13 protein-coding genes are annotated in these 16639 nt (G+C 56.6%); 7 read left to right on the top strand and 6 right to left on the bottom strand.

Features of this window, described 5'->3' with window-relative positions:
- Positions 1–82: 82 nt before the first annotated feature.
- Positions 83–1297 (top strand): starvation-sensing protein RspA, encoded by a 1215-nt coding sequence (gene rspA, locus DVA44_RS12645; protein WP_103824472.1) that lies wholly within the window; start codon positions 83–85, stop codon positions 1295–1297.
- 11 nt (positions 1298–1308) lie between these two features.
- On the top strand, positions 1309–2325 hold the full coding sequence (locus tag DVA44_RS12640) for a Zn-dependent oxidoreductase (RefSeq protein ID WP_114387134.1): 1017 nt from the start codon (positions 1309–1311) through the stop codon (positions 2323–2325).
- A gap of 187 nt (positions 2326–2512) precedes the next feature.
- Here DVA44_RS12640 and DVA44_RS12635 read toward each other — a convergent pair whose 3' ends face one another.
- The 6 genes from DVA44_RS12635 to DVA44_RS26040 form a co-directional block, all read right to left on the bottom strand.
- Positions 2513–3796: a site-specific integrase gene (locus DVA44_RS12635; protein WP_114387133.1), complete on the bottom strand. Its 1284-nt coding sequence runs from the start codon at positions 3794–3796 to the stop codon at positions 2513–2515.
- A gap of 32 nt (positions 3797–3828) precedes the next feature.
- Positions 3829–4080 carry an excisionase family protein gene (xisR, locus tag DVA44_RS12630; RefSeq protein ID WP_032617963.1) on the bottom strand — a complete coding sequence of 84 codons (252 nt, stop codon included), beginning with the start codon at positions 4078–4080 and terminating at the stop codon, positions 3829–3831.
- 99 nt (positions 4081–4179) lie between these two features.
- Positions 4180–4419 (bottom strand): DUF4060 family protein, encoded by a 240-nt coding sequence (locus DVA44_RS12625; protein WP_088902320.1) that lies wholly within the window; start codon positions 4417–4419, stop codon positions 4180–4182.
- Positions 4420–4456: 37 nt separating this feature from the next.
- Complete coding sequence (locus DVA44_RS12620) at positions 4457–5542, bottom strand: RecT family recombinase (RefSeq protein ID WP_114387132.1); 1086 nt, start codon at positions 5540–5542, stop codon at positions 4457–4459.
- A 12-nt stretch (positions 5543–5554) separates the two neighbouring features.
- A complete protein-coding gene (locus DVA44_RS12615; RefSeq protein WP_114387131.1) occupies positions 5555–8497 on the bottom strand; it encodes a RecE family exodeoxyribonuclease in 2943 nt (980 codons plus the stop codon).
- A 128-nt stretch (positions 8498–8625) separates the two neighbouring features.
- Positions 8626–8865: a DNA breaking-rejoining protein gene (locus tag DVA44_RS26040; protein WP_114388417.1), complete on the bottom strand. Its 240-nt coding sequence runs from the start codon at positions 8863–8865 to the stop codon at positions 8626–8628.
- Positions 8866–8914: 49 nt separating this feature from the next.
- Between DVA44_RS26040 and DVA44_RS12605 the strand changes: the two genes are divergently transcribed.
- The 5 genes from DVA44_RS12605 to DVA44_RS12585 all read left to right on the top strand — a co-directional run bounded on the left by DVA44_RS12605 (position 8915) and on the right by DVA44_RS12585 (position 16431).
- A protein-coding gene (locus DVA44_RS12605) for an IS1 family transposase (protein WP_094106546.1) occupies positions 8915–9612 on the top strand; the annotation gives its coding sequence in 2 pieces (ribosomal slippage) (positions 8915–9164 and positions 9164–9612; 699 coding nt in all).
- Positions 9613–9628: 16 nt separating this feature from the next.
- A complete protein-coding gene (locus DVA44_RS12600; protein WP_114387130.1) occupies positions 9629–10399 on the top strand; it encodes a phage minor tail protein L in 771 nt (256 codons plus the stop codon).
- A 12-nt stretch (positions 10400–10411) separates the two neighbouring features.
- A complete protein-coding gene (locus DVA44_RS12595) occupies positions 10412–11143 on the top strand; it encodes a C40 family peptidase (protein WP_114315039.1) in 732 nt (243 codons plus the stop codon).
- Entirely contained in the window at positions 11131–11724 is a 594-nt protein-coding gene (locus tag DVA44_RS12590; protein WP_114315038.1) for a tail assembly protein, read from the top strand. The genes DVA44_RS12595 and DVA44_RS12590 overlap by 13 nt, the downstream gene beginning before the upstream one ends.
- 54 nt (positions 11725–11778) lie before the next feature.
- Complete coding sequence (locus tag DVA44_RS12585; RefSeq protein WP_114387129.1) at positions 11779–16431, top strand: phage tail protein; 4653 nt, start codon at positions 11779–11781, stop codon at positions 16429–16431.
- The last annotated feature ends 208 nt before the right edge of the window (positions 16432–16639 follow it).

Genomic DNA, 16639 nt, shown 5'->3' with positions numbered 1-16639 from the left:
TTTTTAAACTTCATACTTGTATGGTAGTAGGGTAATTACGTAGATTTCCGGCATCACAGTAAAAGATGTAAGGAACCGGAAAATGAAGATTGTAGGGGCTGAAGTATTTGTCACCTGTCCAGGGCGTAACTTTGTCACGCTGAAAATCACTACCGACGAGGGAATTGTCGGCCTGGGTGACGCCACCCTTAATGGCCGCGAGCTTTCCGTCGCGTCATACCTGAAAGATCATCTCTGCCCGCAGCTGATTGGCCGTGATGCCCACCGTATCGAAGATATCTGGCAGTTCTTCTATAAAGGCGCCTACTGGCGTCGCGGTCCGGTCACCATGTCGGCGATTTCCGCTATCGACATGGCGTTGTGGGACATCAAAGCCAAAGCCGCCAACATGCCGCTGTACCAGCTGCTGGGTGGCGCCTCCCGTGAAGGGGTGATGGTTTACTGCCACACCACCGGTCACACCATTGACGATGTGCTGGAAGATTACGCCCGCCATAAAGAGATGGGATTCAAGGCCATCCGCGTACAGTGCGGTGTGCCGGGAATGAAAACCACCTACGGCATGTCTAAAGGGAAAGGGCTGGCCTATGAGCCTGCCACCAAAGGCAACTGGCCGGAAGAGCAGCTCTGGTCAACGGAAAAGTACCTCGATTTTACGCCAAAACTGTTTGACGCCGTGCGTAACAAATTTGGTTTCAATGAACACCTGCTTCACGACATGCACCACCGCCTGACGCCGATCGAAGCCGCGCGTTTCGGTAAGAGCATTGAGCAGTACCGCATGTTCTGGATGGAAGACCCGACCCCGGCAGAGAACCAGGAGTGCTTCCGCCTGATCCGTCAGCACACCGTGACGCCGATTGCGGTGGGCGAAGTGTTCAACAGCATCTGGGATTGCAAACAGCTGATCGAAGAGCAGCTGATCGACTACATCCGCACCACCATCACCCACGCGGGCGGCATTACCGGAATGCGTCGAATCGCCGATTTCGCCTCTCTCTACCAGGTACGCACCGGCTCACACGGCCCGTCGGATCTGTCGCCAGTTTGCCACGCGGCTGCGCTGCACTTCGACCTGTGGGTACCAAACTTTGGTGTACAGGAGTACATGGGCTATTCCGAGCAGATGCTGGAGGTCTTCAACATCAACTGGACCTTTGAAGATGGCTACATGCATCCGGGCGATAAACCGGGCCTGGGCATCGAGTTTGATGAAAAACTGGCGGCGAAATATCCCTACGATCCCGCTTACCTGCCTGTTGCTCGTCTTGAAGACGGCACGCTGTGGAACTGGTAAAGGAGCAAAAAATGAAAAGTATCGTTATTCAACAACCGAATTCGCTGGTGATCGAAGAGCGTTCGCTACCCGCGCCTGCACCAGGCGAAGTGTGCGTCAAAGTGAAGCTGGCCGGGATCTGCGGTTCCGACAGCCATATCTATCGCGGCCACAACCCGTTCGCCAAATATCCCCGTGTGATCGGCCATGAGTTCTTTGGCGTCATCGATGCCGTCGGCGAGGGCGTCGACACCGCACGCCTGGGCCAGCGCGTCTCGGTTGACCCGGTGATCAGCTGCGGCCACTGCTACCCGTGCTCGGTCGGCAAACCGAACGTCTGCACCTCTCTGGTGGTACTGGGCGTGCATCGTGACGGCGGCTTCAGCGAATACGCCGTGGTACCCGCAAAAAATGCCTGGGTCATTCCGGATGCCGTCAGCGATGAACATGCGGTGATGGTTGAGCCATTCACCATCGCGGCCAACGTCACCGGCCACGCCAGCCCGACAGAGCAGGATGTGGCGCTCATTTACGGCGCCGGCCCGATGGGGCTGGTCACCGTCCAGGCGCTGAAGGGCGTCTACAAGGTGAAACAGGTCATTGTGGTCGATCGCATCGACGAGCGTCTGGCGATGGCCCAGCGCAGCGGGGCGGACTGGGTCATCAACAACGGCAACCAGTCTCTGCAGGCGGTGCTGGAAGAGAAGGGCATTAAACCGACGCTGATTATTGATGCGGCCTGTCACCCTTCTATTTTGCAGGAGGCTGTCAATCTGGCTTCGCCGGGCGCGCGCATTGTGCTCATGGGCTTCTCCAGCGAACCGAGCCAGGTTGCGCAGCAGGGGATCACCGGTAAAGAGCTTTCCATTTTCTCGTCACGTCTGAACGCCAATAAATTCCCGGTGGTCATCGACTGGCTGGAGAAAGGGCTTATCGACCCTGACAAACTGATTACTCATCGCTTTGAGTATCAAGACGTTAAAGACGCTATTGAACTGTTTGAGAAAGACCAGCGGCAGTGCTGCAAGGTATTACTGACGTTCTCTTAATAATAATACTGAATGCGGTTTAGCGGTACGCATCTTACCCTTTCGAGATAGCCAATATGACTCAACTACAACATGAAAGATCCACATCTGACCTGATAAAAGCCGCCGTATCCGGTTGGCTGGGTACCGCGTTAGAGTTCATGGATTTTCAGCGCTAAGAGGGGTATGTCGAAGATATTTAAAGATATTATGCAGCGGTCCTGTCGCTGTGGGGCATGGTTGGGGCAAAGTCGCTTAATTTTGAACTCAACATGGCGATCTGATCCAGGTTGTTTTCCTCCATCCACTTCCCATAAACCTGAAATACCATCTGGGCATCGGCATGCCCCATCTGGTTAGCAATGAAGTTCGGGTTTGCTCCTGCAGAAAGCGACCAGCACGCATACGTGTGTCTCGACTGATACGATTTCCGGTGGCGAAGGCCGGCTCTTTTCATCGCCGCATCCCACGAGTTCCCTATGGAGTTGATGGAGAAGTGCTTGCCGTAATTCCCGGCCCTGGCTGTCAGGGACGGCAGGAAAACAAACGTGCACTTATTGAACTCTTTCTTTCCGTACTCCCTCAGCTTAACAGGTACGTTATTCTCCTGAGAGAGACGGGTCATTTTATACTGGCTTTTGAATGCCTCGAGGGCAGGCTCGATCAGGTGCACAACCCGGTTAGTGCCGGCATTGGTTTTCGGCAGAGTGAATATCCCTTTCTGCGTCAGGCTTCTTCTGACAGTGATTGTTCCCGCCTTCAAGTCCACATCCTCCCAGGCGAGTCCGCACAGTTCACCCGGCCGCAATCCGGTGTAAACGGCGATAGCCCACAGATTCTTGCTCTGTTGATGGTGGCAGGCGTCAATCAGGCGAGGGAACTCCTCCCGGGTGATTGGGTCAGGATCCGGGCGGGACTCTCGCAGAGGGGCCACACCGTTCATTGGTGACTTTGAAATGTAGCCATTTTCAACCGCAAACTGGAAGATACCGAACAACACGGTCATGTAGTTGTTCACAGTAACAGCGGATCGACCCCGCTTCGGAGTTTTATGCCCCTGCTTCATGACCTGGAAACCGGTCAGCAATTCCTTCCGCACTTCCAGCATGCTCTCTTTGGTGATTGAGGAAAGCAGGGTGCCGGGTCCAATAATAGCCGTAACATTAGCAATGACTCGCCCATAAGTGTTGAGCGATGATTCAGCCACCTCCATTTCCTTCAGTGCGAGCCATCTCGCGGATAGCTCCCCGATCGTTACCTCTTGCCTTGCCTCCCCGAACCGCGCCAGGTTCTGGGAGGAGGGGAACTGCTGGGCATAGTTGAAGGTTCCGGTTTTGATGGCATAGCAGATCGACGTCCGTAACTCGCCGGCCACTTTTCTGTTTTTGGGGGTGTCAGCCACCCCCAGGCTTTCACGCACTCTGACCCCTTTGTAGATGAACCACAGCCTTAGCGTGCCGCCGTGGTTTTCCACTCCTGTTGGGTATTTCATAACGATTCCTCGTTGGTTGATGGTCAGAGTATTTAAGCAGATTGTCGCCGCGGTTTCGCTGAGGCCTGACGCTCAATCCAGCGGTCGATCTCATCCAGGTTGTAAAAACAAGGGCTGTTATCCCACGGACTACAGTCAAAAGAAACGTGTTTGTATTCCTTCCCCTCCAGGAAAGTCTTCTCTCGCGCCTTCTTCAGCGTTCCCTTCTTAATCCCCTTTAGGGCTATCAACTGCTCCTCAGACACCCATTTCCCGGGTGATACCATCATGATTACTTCACTCATACCTTTCTCCACATAAACTGAATGCCGGGGCGAACTGGCTATTTTTCCGCACCCGGCACAGCCATCAGCCGTTTGAGGTTGCTCGGTGATATTTCAATATCAGGCGGCCTGCCCGGGTAAGGATCGCAGGCGGCGCATGCCGGTCATCGCCGTGGCCACGTAGCTCGCCTTGCGGTTCACTACCTCCACCCAGACCTTCACGCCTTCCACCCGCACCGTGTATGTCTCTTTCATCCGGCTGCGCCCGTAGTTGCCGTAGCGTTCCTGATGGGCTGCCAAAGCGATGTCGCAGGCCTGACGCGCCAGTGGTGACTGTGTGCTGCGGTTGATTAATCGCATAAGTTTTCTATCGGGAGGGCGAACCCTCCCGCCTCCCTTAGCCAACGTATTCCGGTTTCATATCTGCTAGGGTGATGCTGAACTTATCGTGCAGGTCGTCCCCCAGGTGACGTTTGGCTGCTGCCAGCACGCACTCGACTTCCTCGAAGCGCTCGGCACCATCCGGCTCTCCGGGTTGCGGCAGAGAGTTGATTGCTGCCTCAACCCGGTTATACGCATCCACCAGGTGGTAACGCTTCACGGCCTTGTTTTTCAGCTCGGTATACAGGGCAGAACCCAGGGTGTTCTTGGCGCTTTCGATATCAGCCCGAACTGCTTTGGCGTTATCCACATCCTGAGCCGCTTCAATGCGATCCCGGAAATCATCGGCCAGACCATCGATGTTGGCGGCCGATTCCTGCGCGCTTTGAGTGGTTGTTACGTTGTCACCTTTGATGTCAGCCAAACTCACGCGCTGGACGGGGGCCGGGTTGATCTCCTTCTCGGTGCGCGGTTCAACTTCATCCGCACTGTTAACGCCGAGAATCACGTCCGGGCAGTACAGGCGAGCCCAGCGCTTAACCGCGAGGTAAGCGAGTTGCTGGCGTGGATCGCTTGCCCAGAGAGTCGAGTTGCGAACCTGCGCCTGAGAAAGCATGATCACTAACTCACGGGGCTCTTCCTCACCTTTCATGGTTGCCCACACCCGCACACCTACACCGGCTTCATCTTTCAGATCCCAGCCAGGCGCGATGTATTTTTTGCCTTGCCCGTTTGTTCTTTCTACGAATCGGCCAATGATTTTTTCCCATGGCCCAAACCAGTCGTAATGGAGGCGGTCTTTAGTGGGTGACATCTTGGTGATGACCGCGTTAATCAGCTGCGCTTCATAACCCAACGCCCCGCTAACAATGTGGGTCTTTTGCGCTACAGCGAAAGGATCCATACCCCATCGGGCGGCTTGCATCACAACCGCCATGCATGCATCCGGCTTGCCGCGAAAGTGGTCAGGTACGAACGCGCCACTGTTAGCCATTACTACTGAGAGAGTGCGCAGACGCTCGAAGAGCTCTCCGTTGGTCAAAATGGAGATGTTGTCGATCATTTGCGTCTTGTTTTCGTTTGTAGAAATTGCTGTAGACATGTTCTTTTCCCCTTATGCCTGAGTACGCAGCGCTTCAAGGCGGCGCAGGTCGAAGTCGTTCAGTTCGTCGGTGTAGTCTTCGGTGATCGGCGCTGGCCACTCGCCAGTGTCGAACGCGTTTGCGATGCGGTTCATCGTCTGGCGATACTCCAGCATGCCCAGCTCAATCAGCTCCTCGCTGGCTTCGACGATGGCGATCCAGTGGTAGCCCTCGTCTTTGTTGACGAAAATCCAGAAGAACTGGTCCAGCGCCGCGGTGCTCATGTACATGGCCGCACTGAGGTGATAATCGCGGTCGATGATTTCGCGATGCAGGCGGGCGCGCAGGCCGGACTGCTTCACGTTCCACATGCTGATGGTTTTCAGGTCGGCGCCGACCCGCACGCCGTCGATGTCGATTTCCAGATCCGGGCGCACTCGGATTTCCAGACCGGTCTCTTCGTCGATACCGAAATAGCTCGTCTCAACAGCGCGATCAGGGTGCAGCAGCAGTTTCCCGGCGGTCGGGTGCTGGTGCAGGGCTTTCTGAATGGCCAGCGCCGTTTCCATCTGCTGGTGGGTCACCAGAATCTTGTCGCCCGGGTTGTCGCGCCACGCGTCCAGCAGTTCGTCAGCAAACACGGCATCCGGCTTAACGGACTTCACCGCCTGGATCATCTCTGCTTTGGTGCCGGACACTTTCAGCGGTACCGGTTTCTGCGCTTCCTGCGCCACCAGGTCAGGATTGATGATTGCCAACTGCTCCAGCAGCGAGTCGCGGCTGCCGCTGGTTTTCACGTGTGCAGGCAGGGTGGCGTTGTACTCTTTGATGCAGGCCTTCATTGCGACAGCGGTCTGCTTCTGGTCTGGCTCGATACGCTGGAATTCAGCGGGCAATGTCATATAGCTCTGTGATGTTTCTTCCAGGCTGCCGCCCATCGGCACCTGTGCGGGCAGGGTGGCGTTGTGATCATCCAGCAGCGCTTTGATATCGTCAGCGCTCAGCAGAGCGGGCAGGCTGGCATTGTGTTCGTCGATAAAGGCGCGCAGGGTTGCCGCAGTGGTGAAGGCCCCTTCCGGGATCACCGGCTCCACGCTGAACTCTTCTTCAAGATTTTCCGGCTGCAGCGCCAGCGCATGCACCAGGTTGCCCATATCCAGCACTTTGGAACCTTCGCGCGGTATGGTCTTGGCGACGTGGCGCGCGTTGAAGTACATCAGAGAGACGCGGGCATCCTTCACCTGGGTGCTGCTGATCCCGTTCGCCGCGTGATAAACGTTGTTTGGAAGGTCTTCATAGCGGCCCGGTTCGAAGTACGCTGGGTATTCCGGCGCGCTGGTGGTTTCCTCCTGCGCTTCGGTGGTAACTTCCGGCTGCGTGGCACTCGCCAGTTCCGGCGCCGCGGCGGCCAGCACCTCAGCCGGGTTCAGGGCAACTGTTTGCGGATCAGCTGCATCAGCGCTTTCGCCTGGTGGAACCGCGTCAACACTTTCTCCTTCCGCCGGGTCAGTCGTTTCCATCTGCACATCGCTGGTGGTCTCCTCATTAACCGGTGAACGGTCATCATTTTCTGGTTGGTTTTCGTTCATCAGGCCTTCGATGGAGAACATGCCGCCACCGAGGTTTTCGACCTGCGGCTGGCTGGCGGCGGTCAGGTCCTCTTTAACCCACTTCGGATCGGCTGGGTCGCTGATGCCTTCTACAAATTCGCCACGGTCGGCCGCCAGCTGCTGGTCAACAAAATGGCTATCAATTTGAGCCTCTACTGGAGTAGGGACTGCTTTTGGCAACTGCATCAACTCAGTTGCAGCGTTGAATTCAGCCGTCATCGTCTGGTTCACGAACTCCAGATGCGCAACCGGCGTCAGGTGGATATTCTCCGGCGCGATGCGCACCAAGTTGAAGATGGCCGCGCGGTTCACTGCCAGAACGCCGGGCTGGTTGCGCAGGATTTTGCTCCACGATTTCCATGGCTCTTCCTTTTTCGCGATGATTTCTTTGGCGCGGCGCGCGGTGCTCACCGGAATTTCACGATAGTTAAAGTCCATCGGCATCAGGGCGCTGGCGATCTCCAGATCGAGGGTTTCCAGGGTGTGATGCGCGCCCTCACCGCGATCAGTTACATACCCGCCGTCGGCATTGGTGCCAGCGTCGGTGCGCTGCACGAGGTTAATGCGGTTACCGGCGGCCCATTCACGCGTCAGGATCCCGCGGTCAATATAAGGGGTAGTTACGAAGGCTTTAGTGAACTGCAGCAGCAGGCCCAGCTCATGGCGTTTGTCCATGCTGAACACTTTGCGAATGGCATTCGTATAGCGCCACAGGTCTTTGGTATCGAACGCCTTAAATTCCGGGAAATTTTCAGCAGCGAGCAGAAGATCCTGGACATAACCATTATCCGTATCCATTTCCAGCGCATGCAGTTCCGCATTCTCGCTGCGGGTGATGTGGTGGCGCAGTTCGTCCACCGTCAGCTGGGCCAGCAGCTGTTTGCGGAATGGCATTTTGCAGACCGGATAGCGTGTTAACCCATCGTCGTTTTTATTTACACGCAGGCCGTTTTCATACCAATGACTCGCCTCGCCCTTGGCGGCATTGACGACTTCTGGAGTTTCAACGGTAGTTCCCGGCGCGGCAGGCAGATCCGCATCGCTGGTGGTCGCCTGGGTAGGGGTGGTTTCACCCTGGGATGCGGCGCCAGGGATAACGCTCCAGGTGCGCTGATCGTCGGCCAGGGTGTAGCGTTTGCAGAACTCGAAGCAGACGACACCTTCTTCAGGCAGATCGTCCACAACCGGCATGTCAGTTTGAATAGGTTTGCCATAATCTTTACCACGTCCGGTTTCGATGCCTGCATCTTCCAGCGCGACATCCAGCATCAGCGCGGCGCGGGACTTAGTCGCGGCGGTGAACCAGATATAAGCGTCAGGCTTTCCTGATTTCTGCGTTGCTGGAATTAAGTGAGAATATTCCATGTCAGATCCTCATTTTGGATGTAAGATCCCAAGCGGCTACTCAAACCGCCTGAGGTTATTTAGCTAAAGTCCGGTTCGCTTTGGTCGGTGGTACCGGACGGGGAGGCCCACCTTGTGTGGGCTTTCGCTTAATGGATGGTTTTAAAAATACGGCCCGCGAATTCCTGCTTATAGTTGCGGTAATCGCCAAATCCGGCTTTATCACCGGTGGTGATGTTGGCTGAAAGAAGGGAAAGCTCAGTTACGGCGCAGTGCGGGCAGTCGAACTCGCCGAGGATGTAACCGCCATCAAGGACGACAGTGGTCGCGCCGTTTGAGGTGGAATGAATAACGCCAGAGAATTTTTCATCGCAGTTGAACAGGGTAATGCTGCCAACTTACTGATTTAGTGTATGATGGTGATTTTAAGGTGCTTGCGTGGCTTCCATTTCCATCAGATGTCCTTCCTGCTCCGCTACTGAAGGCGTGGTGCGTAACGGCAAAAGCACTGCCGGACATCAGCGCTATCTCTGCTCTCATTGCCGTAAAACATGGCAACTACAGTTCACTTACACCGCCTCTCAGCCCGGTACGCACCAGAAAATCATTGATATGGCCATGAATGGCGTCGGATGTCGCGCCAGTGCACGCATTATGGGCGTTGGCCTCAACACGGTTTTACGTCACTTAAAAAACTCAGGCCGCAGTCGGTAACCTCGCGCATACAACCGGGCAGTGATGTGATTGTCTGCGCTGAAATGGACGAACAGTGGGGCTACGTCGGTGCTAAATCACGTCAGCGCTGGCTGTTTTACGCGTATGACAGGATACGGAGGACGGTTGTGGCGCACGTCTTCGGTGAACGCACTCTGGCCACACTGGAGCGTCTTCTGAGCCTGCTGTCGGCCTTTGAGGTCGTGGTATGGATGACGGATGGCTGGCCGCTGTACGAATCACGCCTGAAGGGAAAGCTGCACGTTATCAGCAAGCGTTACACTCAGCGCATTGAGCGACATAACCTGAATCTGAGACAACATCTGGCAAGGCTGGGACGGAAGTCACTGTCGTTCTCAAAATCGGTGGAGCTTCATGACAAGGTCATCGGGCATTATCTGAACATAAAACACTATCAGTAAGTTGGAGTCATTACCAATGGCACTTGTTGATCAGGCGGCGAAGCTGGCGCCAGGTGGCAGGGTCCGCCTAGTCGAAGTGGATGCCTCAGAGTTCAGCGGCGGGATCCACCGCTTTCACTACAGCCCGTTTCCCTATTCACCTGCCGAGATAGACGCGGCGAACGGCGACGAGGCCAGGCTGGGGCCGAAGCCCATCATCTGGGATGGCAACGCCTACGAGTTCTGGCCCTTCCAGATTGCCGACCTGGCGCTTTCAACGGATCAGGCCGCCGAGCCAAAGCTCAGCGTGTCTAACCTCGACGGCCATATCACTGCGCTGTGTCTCCAGTTTAAAGACATGGTGAATGCAAAGGTAAGCATCATTGACACCTACGCGGTTTACCTGGATGCGGTGAACTTCCCGGGCGGTGTTAATCCGACAGCAGACCCGACGATGTTCTCCCTACAGACCTTCTGGCTGGACACCAAAACCTCTGAAGATGACGAGATGGTGTCCTGGTCGCTCAGTAGCCCGGCAGACCTGCAGAACCTGGTTATACCCACCCGGCAGATCACCTCTCTCTGCGAATGGGCACTGCGCGGACAATACCGCAGCGGTGACGGCTGCACCTACAACGGCACGGCATATTTCGATGCGAAGGGTAATGCGGTAGCTGACCCGGCGTTTGATGTATGCGGGGGTTGCCTCAGTGACTGCCGCAAGCGTTTCGGCGCCGGGCTGGCAGAACCGAACACTGCCGTTCTTGATTTCGGCGGCTACCCGGCGACAGTTCTCTTCACCCGATAACCGGATATACCCATGAACAAAATCATTATGACGGCGATCCGGGCGCATGCGCTGGAGGAATCCCCACGCGAGTGCTGCGGCTTCGTCATTCAGTCAGGACGGCGCCAGCGCTACATCCCGGTGCCGAACAGCCACGAAAACCCGACCGAGCATTTCAGAATCGATGGTCTGCACTGGGCGAACGCCGAGGACGCAGGAACCATTATCCGCGTCATTCACTCCCACCCGGGCGATGGCGCACGACCTATTCCGTCTGACCTCGATCGCCAGCAGTGTAATAACTCTGGTGTGGTCTGGGGCATTTACGCGCCGGACTGCGATGAATACGCAGAGATAACACCGGACGCCATCCCGCTGATTGGCCGCCCGTTCCTCCTTGGCTCGCACGACTGCTGGGGCCTGGTCATGGACTGGCACGCCATACAGGGCGTCACGCTGAACGATTTCCGCGTGGATTATCCGTGGTGGGAAAGCCAGTACCCCGACAACCTCTATTTCGATAACTGGGAGTGTGAGGGGTTTGTCGAATGCGACCCCGCGCCCGGGTGCATGGTGATCATGCAGGTCGAGTCGGACAAGTGGAACCACGCGGGGATCATCACCGAAGAGGGCGAGCTGCTGCACCACCTGTACGGCCAGCCATCCTGCATCACGCCTTATGCCCGTGGATATTTTAAAGACCGGACGATGATCTGCGTTCGGCACAAAGACCTGCCGCAGGAGATTAAGCCATGGCGCGCTTAACCACGATTCGATTGTATGGCGCGCTGGGTGCCCGGTTTGGCCGCGTTCACCGGCTGGCGGTGCAGACGTCAGCGGAAGCGGTAAAGGCGCTGTGCATCAACCTAGACGGGCTGGAAAGCTTTCTCATGAATGCCAAAAAAAACGGCATGACGTTCGCGGTGTTTCGCGGCAGACGCAACATCGGCGAACAGGATTTCAAGGAGTTGGGTGGTGACAGTGATATCCGCATCGCGCCTGTGCTTGAAGGGGCGAAAAAGGCAGGTTTATTCCAGACGATCCTTGGCGCAGTGATGGTAGTGGCGGGCATCGTAGTGTCTGGCCTCTCTGCTGGCTGGGCCAGTCCGGTCGGTAGCGCCATGATTTCTGCTGGTATCGGCATGGCTGCGGGCGGTATCTACCAGATGCTCTCGCCGCAGCCCAAAGGCCTTCAGGGGCGTGATGACCCCGACAATAAGCCCAGCTATGCCTTCGGCGGCGCAGTGAACACCCTGGCGATGGGCAACCCGGTCGCGCTGCTGTATGGCGAGCGCGAAATTGGCGGCGCCATAATCAGTGCGGGGATCGTGGCCGAGGACATCTGAAAATTTCTTACTCTTCAATTAGCACCCAATCGGGTGCTTTTTTATGGATGCAATATGGCAACGATTACTGGTGCAAAAGGCGGCAGTCAGAAGCAGCACACGCCTGTTGAACACCCCGATTCCGCGCAGTCGATGGCGCGCTGCCGTATGCTGCTGGCGCTCGGTGAAGGCGAGTTTGCTGGTGGACTGGATGCTACCCGGATTTTCCTTGACGGCACGCCGCTGGGCAACGCCGACGGCTCGATGAACTTCGAGAATGTCTCCTGGGACTTTCGTCCGGGCACGCAGACGCAGTCGCCGATCCCCGGGTTCCCCGCCGTAGAGAACGAGACCAGCATTGGTGTGTCGCTGACGAAGGTCACTCCCTGGACCCGGGCCATCAGTAATACCCAGATTGACGCAGTGCTGGTGCGTATCGGCATTACCGGTCTGCAGCAGCAGGAAAATGATGGCGATATCGTCGGCACTTCCGTCACTTATCATATCGATGTGGCGGTAGATGGCGGGGCATACAGCACCGTGCTCACCAAAACCGTAACCGAAAAGCTCAGCTCGCTGTACGAGCTGACCCACCGCATCAATCTGCCGAAGGCAAACACCGGCTGGCAGATCCGCGTGGTTCGTGATACCGCCGACAGCACCAGCCAGATGCTACAGAACAAAACGCAGGTGCAGGCCATCACAGAGGTGATCGACGCGCGCCTGCGCTATCCGCATACCGCGCTGCTGTATGTGTCGTTCAACGCAAAATCCTTCAACAACATCCCGAAGATATCCTGCAAGCCAAAAGGGCGGATTATCCGCATCCCGCAGAACTATGATCCGGTTAGCCGGGTTTATAACGGCACCTGGGATGGGACATTCAAATGGGGCTGGTCGAATAACCCGGCGTGGATCTGGTTCGATGTACTCACGGAGCCGCGCTTTGGCCTGGGTCGTCGGGTAACGGCAGCCATGCTGGATAAGTGGGAGCTGTACCGTATAGCCCAGCGCTGTGACCAGAAGGTGCCCGATGGCAAGGGCGGCACCGGTACCGAGCCGCGCTTCCTGTTTGACGTCTATATCCAGTCGCAGGCCGATGCCTGGCAGGTGATTAAGGATATCGCCGCTGGCTTCAACGGTATGACGTTCTGGGGCAACAACATGTTCAATGTTGTCTCGGACATGCCGGCAGACACGACGAAACTGCAGATCCTCACCCGCGCCTCGGTCGTCGGTAAGCCGAACTATTCCAGCGGCAGCGAGAAGAACCGCTACAGTTCGGCGCTGATTAACTTCAGCGACCCGGACAACCACTACCAGGATCGCACCACTGCGGTGATGTTTCCTGACCTGGTGAAGCAGTTCAAATTCAAGCAGACGCAGCTGACTGCCATTGGCTGTACGCGTGAGAGTGAGGCGCAGCGCCGCGGCGGGTGGGCGGTATACTCCAACTATCTCGATCGCCTGATCACGCTGCAAACCGGGCTGGATGGCTTTGCCTATGTTCCCGGCACCGTATTCGCTTTTGCGGATGAACGCTTTTCCGGGCGTGTGTACGGTGGGCGCGTTGTGAGTTACAACGCCGGGCTTAAAGCCGTTACAACCGATCGCGGGACCAGCGCCGTCCCGGGCGACACGCTGGTGATCCGCACACAGGGCGGCATTGTGGAAAACCGGGTCATTCAGGCGGTCAACGGCACGCAGTTAATCGTGGCCACGGCGTTTTCCTCTGCGCCAGCGCCAGATGCCGTTTTCGTTATCGATGCCGGACAGCTGCGCCTGCAGTATTTCCGTGTGATGAACCTGACATTCAACGACGAGGAGAACACCTACACCATTGCCGGCGCGGAATACAATGCGTCCAAATATGATGCAGTTGACCACAACGCGCGGCTAGATATCCCACCGATCAGCCTCATCCCAACTGGGGTTGTCTCGCAGCCCGGCAATATTGTGGTGTCGAGTTATGAGTCGGTGCGTCAGGGCCAGCGCATAGCGACGCTGACGGCATCCTGGGATGTACCGCTCGATAAAGCCGGTAAGCCTCAGGCCGATGTGATCGCTTATCAGGCTCAGTGGCGCAGAAATGAGAGTGAGTGGGTGAATGTTCCGCAAACCGGGCTTCGAAACATTGAAGTGCCGGGGATCTTCGAAGGCGATTATCTTGTGCGTGTTCGGGCGATTAACGCCGGAGGCGCTTCCAGCCTGTGGGCAACATCAGTACTGACTCATCTCAAGGGCCGTGCCGGTGATGTACCTAAGCCAGTCAATTTCCGCACAACACCACTGCTCTGGGGTGTACAGCTGGACTGGGATTTTCCTGCAGGCACCGGCGATACCCTGCAGACTGAAATTCAGTATTCCACCGTTTCAACGGGCGCGAATCCCATGCTGCTGGCTGGCGTGCCGTATCCACAGCAAATATACCAGCAGCTTGGTCTAAAGGCCGGGGTGGGGTTCTGGTACCGGGCGCGGCTTGTTGATCGCACTGGCAACCAGTCGGCATGGACGGACTGGATTCAGGGCAGTAGCAGCTCAAACGCTGCTGATTATTTGGTAGACATTGATAACCAGATTAAGCAAACGGACGCGTATAAGGAACTTACCGAAGATATCCAGGACCTGACTGACGACATTCAGTCGGCGCGTGATGACATCAAGATGGTGACGACTGAGTCGGCGGCGACGAAAACAGGCCTCGCGCAGGAGGTGGCTGACCGTAAGAAAGCCATCACCGACGAGGCAACGGCTCGCGGGCAGGCGCTGCTGACCGAGAAAAACGAGCGCGTCGCGGATATCAGCAACGTCAACCAGACGATTCAGACCACCTCTGACTCACTGGCGCAGCAGATCGCGCAGATTTCGGCGGGTACCGGTTCGCAGTTCGATCCTGCCAAAATCTGGTACTTCGATTCGACAGTGGAGGGCTGGACCGGGAACGGAACTCCCACAATCGTTGACGGGTGGATTCGCCCGGCTAACCATGCCACCGATCCGTGGGTGGCATCACCGGGTTCACTGGCTATCAACTCCTCGTCCTATCGCTTCGTTAAACTCCGCATCAGGAAATTCGGTGCTCCGGGCTGGACGGGGCAGTTACGGTGGCGTGGTACAGGTGGTTTCAACGACACCAACATGTTCACCGTCGCCGAGCCTGCCTATGACGCGAACGGTATCGCCACGGTGGAGTTCGACAATATCCCGTGGCTGACCGAAACCACAATGAATCAGTTCAGACTGGACCTGTCCACCAAACAGGACGCGACGAACTATTACCTGATTGACTGGGTGGCGGTGGGACGGCCAACGCCTGGGGCAGGGATGGCGGCGCTGCAGCAGGAGACGACTGCCCGTGTCACTGGTGACCAAGCGGAAGCCACGGCCCGTGAGACGCTGGCGACGCAGATCCGGGGCGGCTATACCGGTGACGACCCGTCAAAACTGGCATCGGGCCTGCTGTACACCGAACGCCAGGCGCGCATTACGGCGCAGGAAGCGGAGGTGACAGAGCGGAAGAAGCTGGAATCGACCGTAAACGACAACCATGCCGCTGTGACCCAGGAACTGGCAACGCTGACAACTGAGCAGGAGGCTCAGGCCACCACGCTTTCGGGCCTGCAGACTACCGTCGGCAAAAACTCCGGCGCTATTACGCGCATCGATAAAGCCGTTGCTGATAACGACAAGGCGCAGACCACCGCGCTGGCGGCGGTTAAGGCTACGACTGACCAGAACACAGCAGACATCAGCACTGAAACCACGGCCCGCACGGATGGTGACAGCGCGCTTGGCCGCCGCATCGACAGTCTGAAAGTTGATGTTGACGGCAACACGGCCAGCAGGGATGCCGGTATTGTCGGCAACGTCACCAATGCGCTCGCCAACTTCATGGCATTCTCGGATCAGCGCGTCACGTTTGCCGTTGCCGATACGAAAGCAATGGCCGAGATAACCGACGTGCGGAAAACATCAGCGGATGCCACCAGTGCCCTGGCGGAGCAGGTCACCACGCTTAAAGCGACTGTTGAAACCAATGGCCAGACCAACGCGGCTGCGATCACCCGCATCGATCGGACGGTTGCGGATCTGGAGAGCGCCACAGCGACCAGCATTCAGCAGGTGACGGCGTCGATTGGGCAAACCAACGCCAATGTCCAGACTACCAGCCAGGCTGTTGCTGATATCAACGGCAAGTTGAGTGCGCAGTGGGGTGTTAAAGTCCAGGTGGAGGCGAACGGCATCAAACGCATCGCGGGTATTCAGCTGGGCATTGATGCCACTGGCTCCTCTAACTTCCTCGTCAGCGCTGATACGTTCGCAGTTTATAACCCGACGACGACCGGGCAGGAACTGGTGTTTGCGGCGACCGGCGGGCAGATGTTTTTGCGATCGGTGTTTATCCAAGATGGCTCGATTGATAACACCAAAATCGGCAATTACATCCAGTCCAGTACGTGGGATGGAACCGGCAATGTCGGATGGCATATCAACAAATCCGGGTATGCAGTGTTTAACAACGTGACCGTGCGAGGGACGGTTTATGCAACCGATGGAAGTTTTAAAGGAAGAGTTGAGGCGACAAGCGGGAGCTTCAAAGGGGCGGTGGAAGCTACGTCATTCGTCGGAGACGTTGCCAATCTGGGGTTGCTGCTGATGTTACTGCATCAGGCGCCGCCAACGCATATAGTGCGATTGCCTTTACTGATTCCTCATCTTCGGCACTGACTAAGTCGGCACTGCTTGAGGCGCTTATTTATATTTCCTCCTCCACCGCCACCACTGTAAATATTGCTCTCAACATCAACAATAATGTCCGTGATTTTGGCTCTGTCAGCGTTCCTTCCGGGACGGGAGGGCTATGGATGCCTGTGCGCCACGCTGTGCGAGGCATTACTGACAATGTCGTTGTGGCAACTATTACGGTGATTGGCAC

This window comes from Leclercia sp. W17 (assembly GCF_003336325.1).
GTDB lineage: Bacteria > Pseudomonadota > Gammaproteobacteria > Enterobacterales > Enterobacteriaceae > Enterobacter.
Note: the sequence above shows the minus strand (reverse complement) of the source record. Positions and strands in the feature narration are given on the sequence as shown.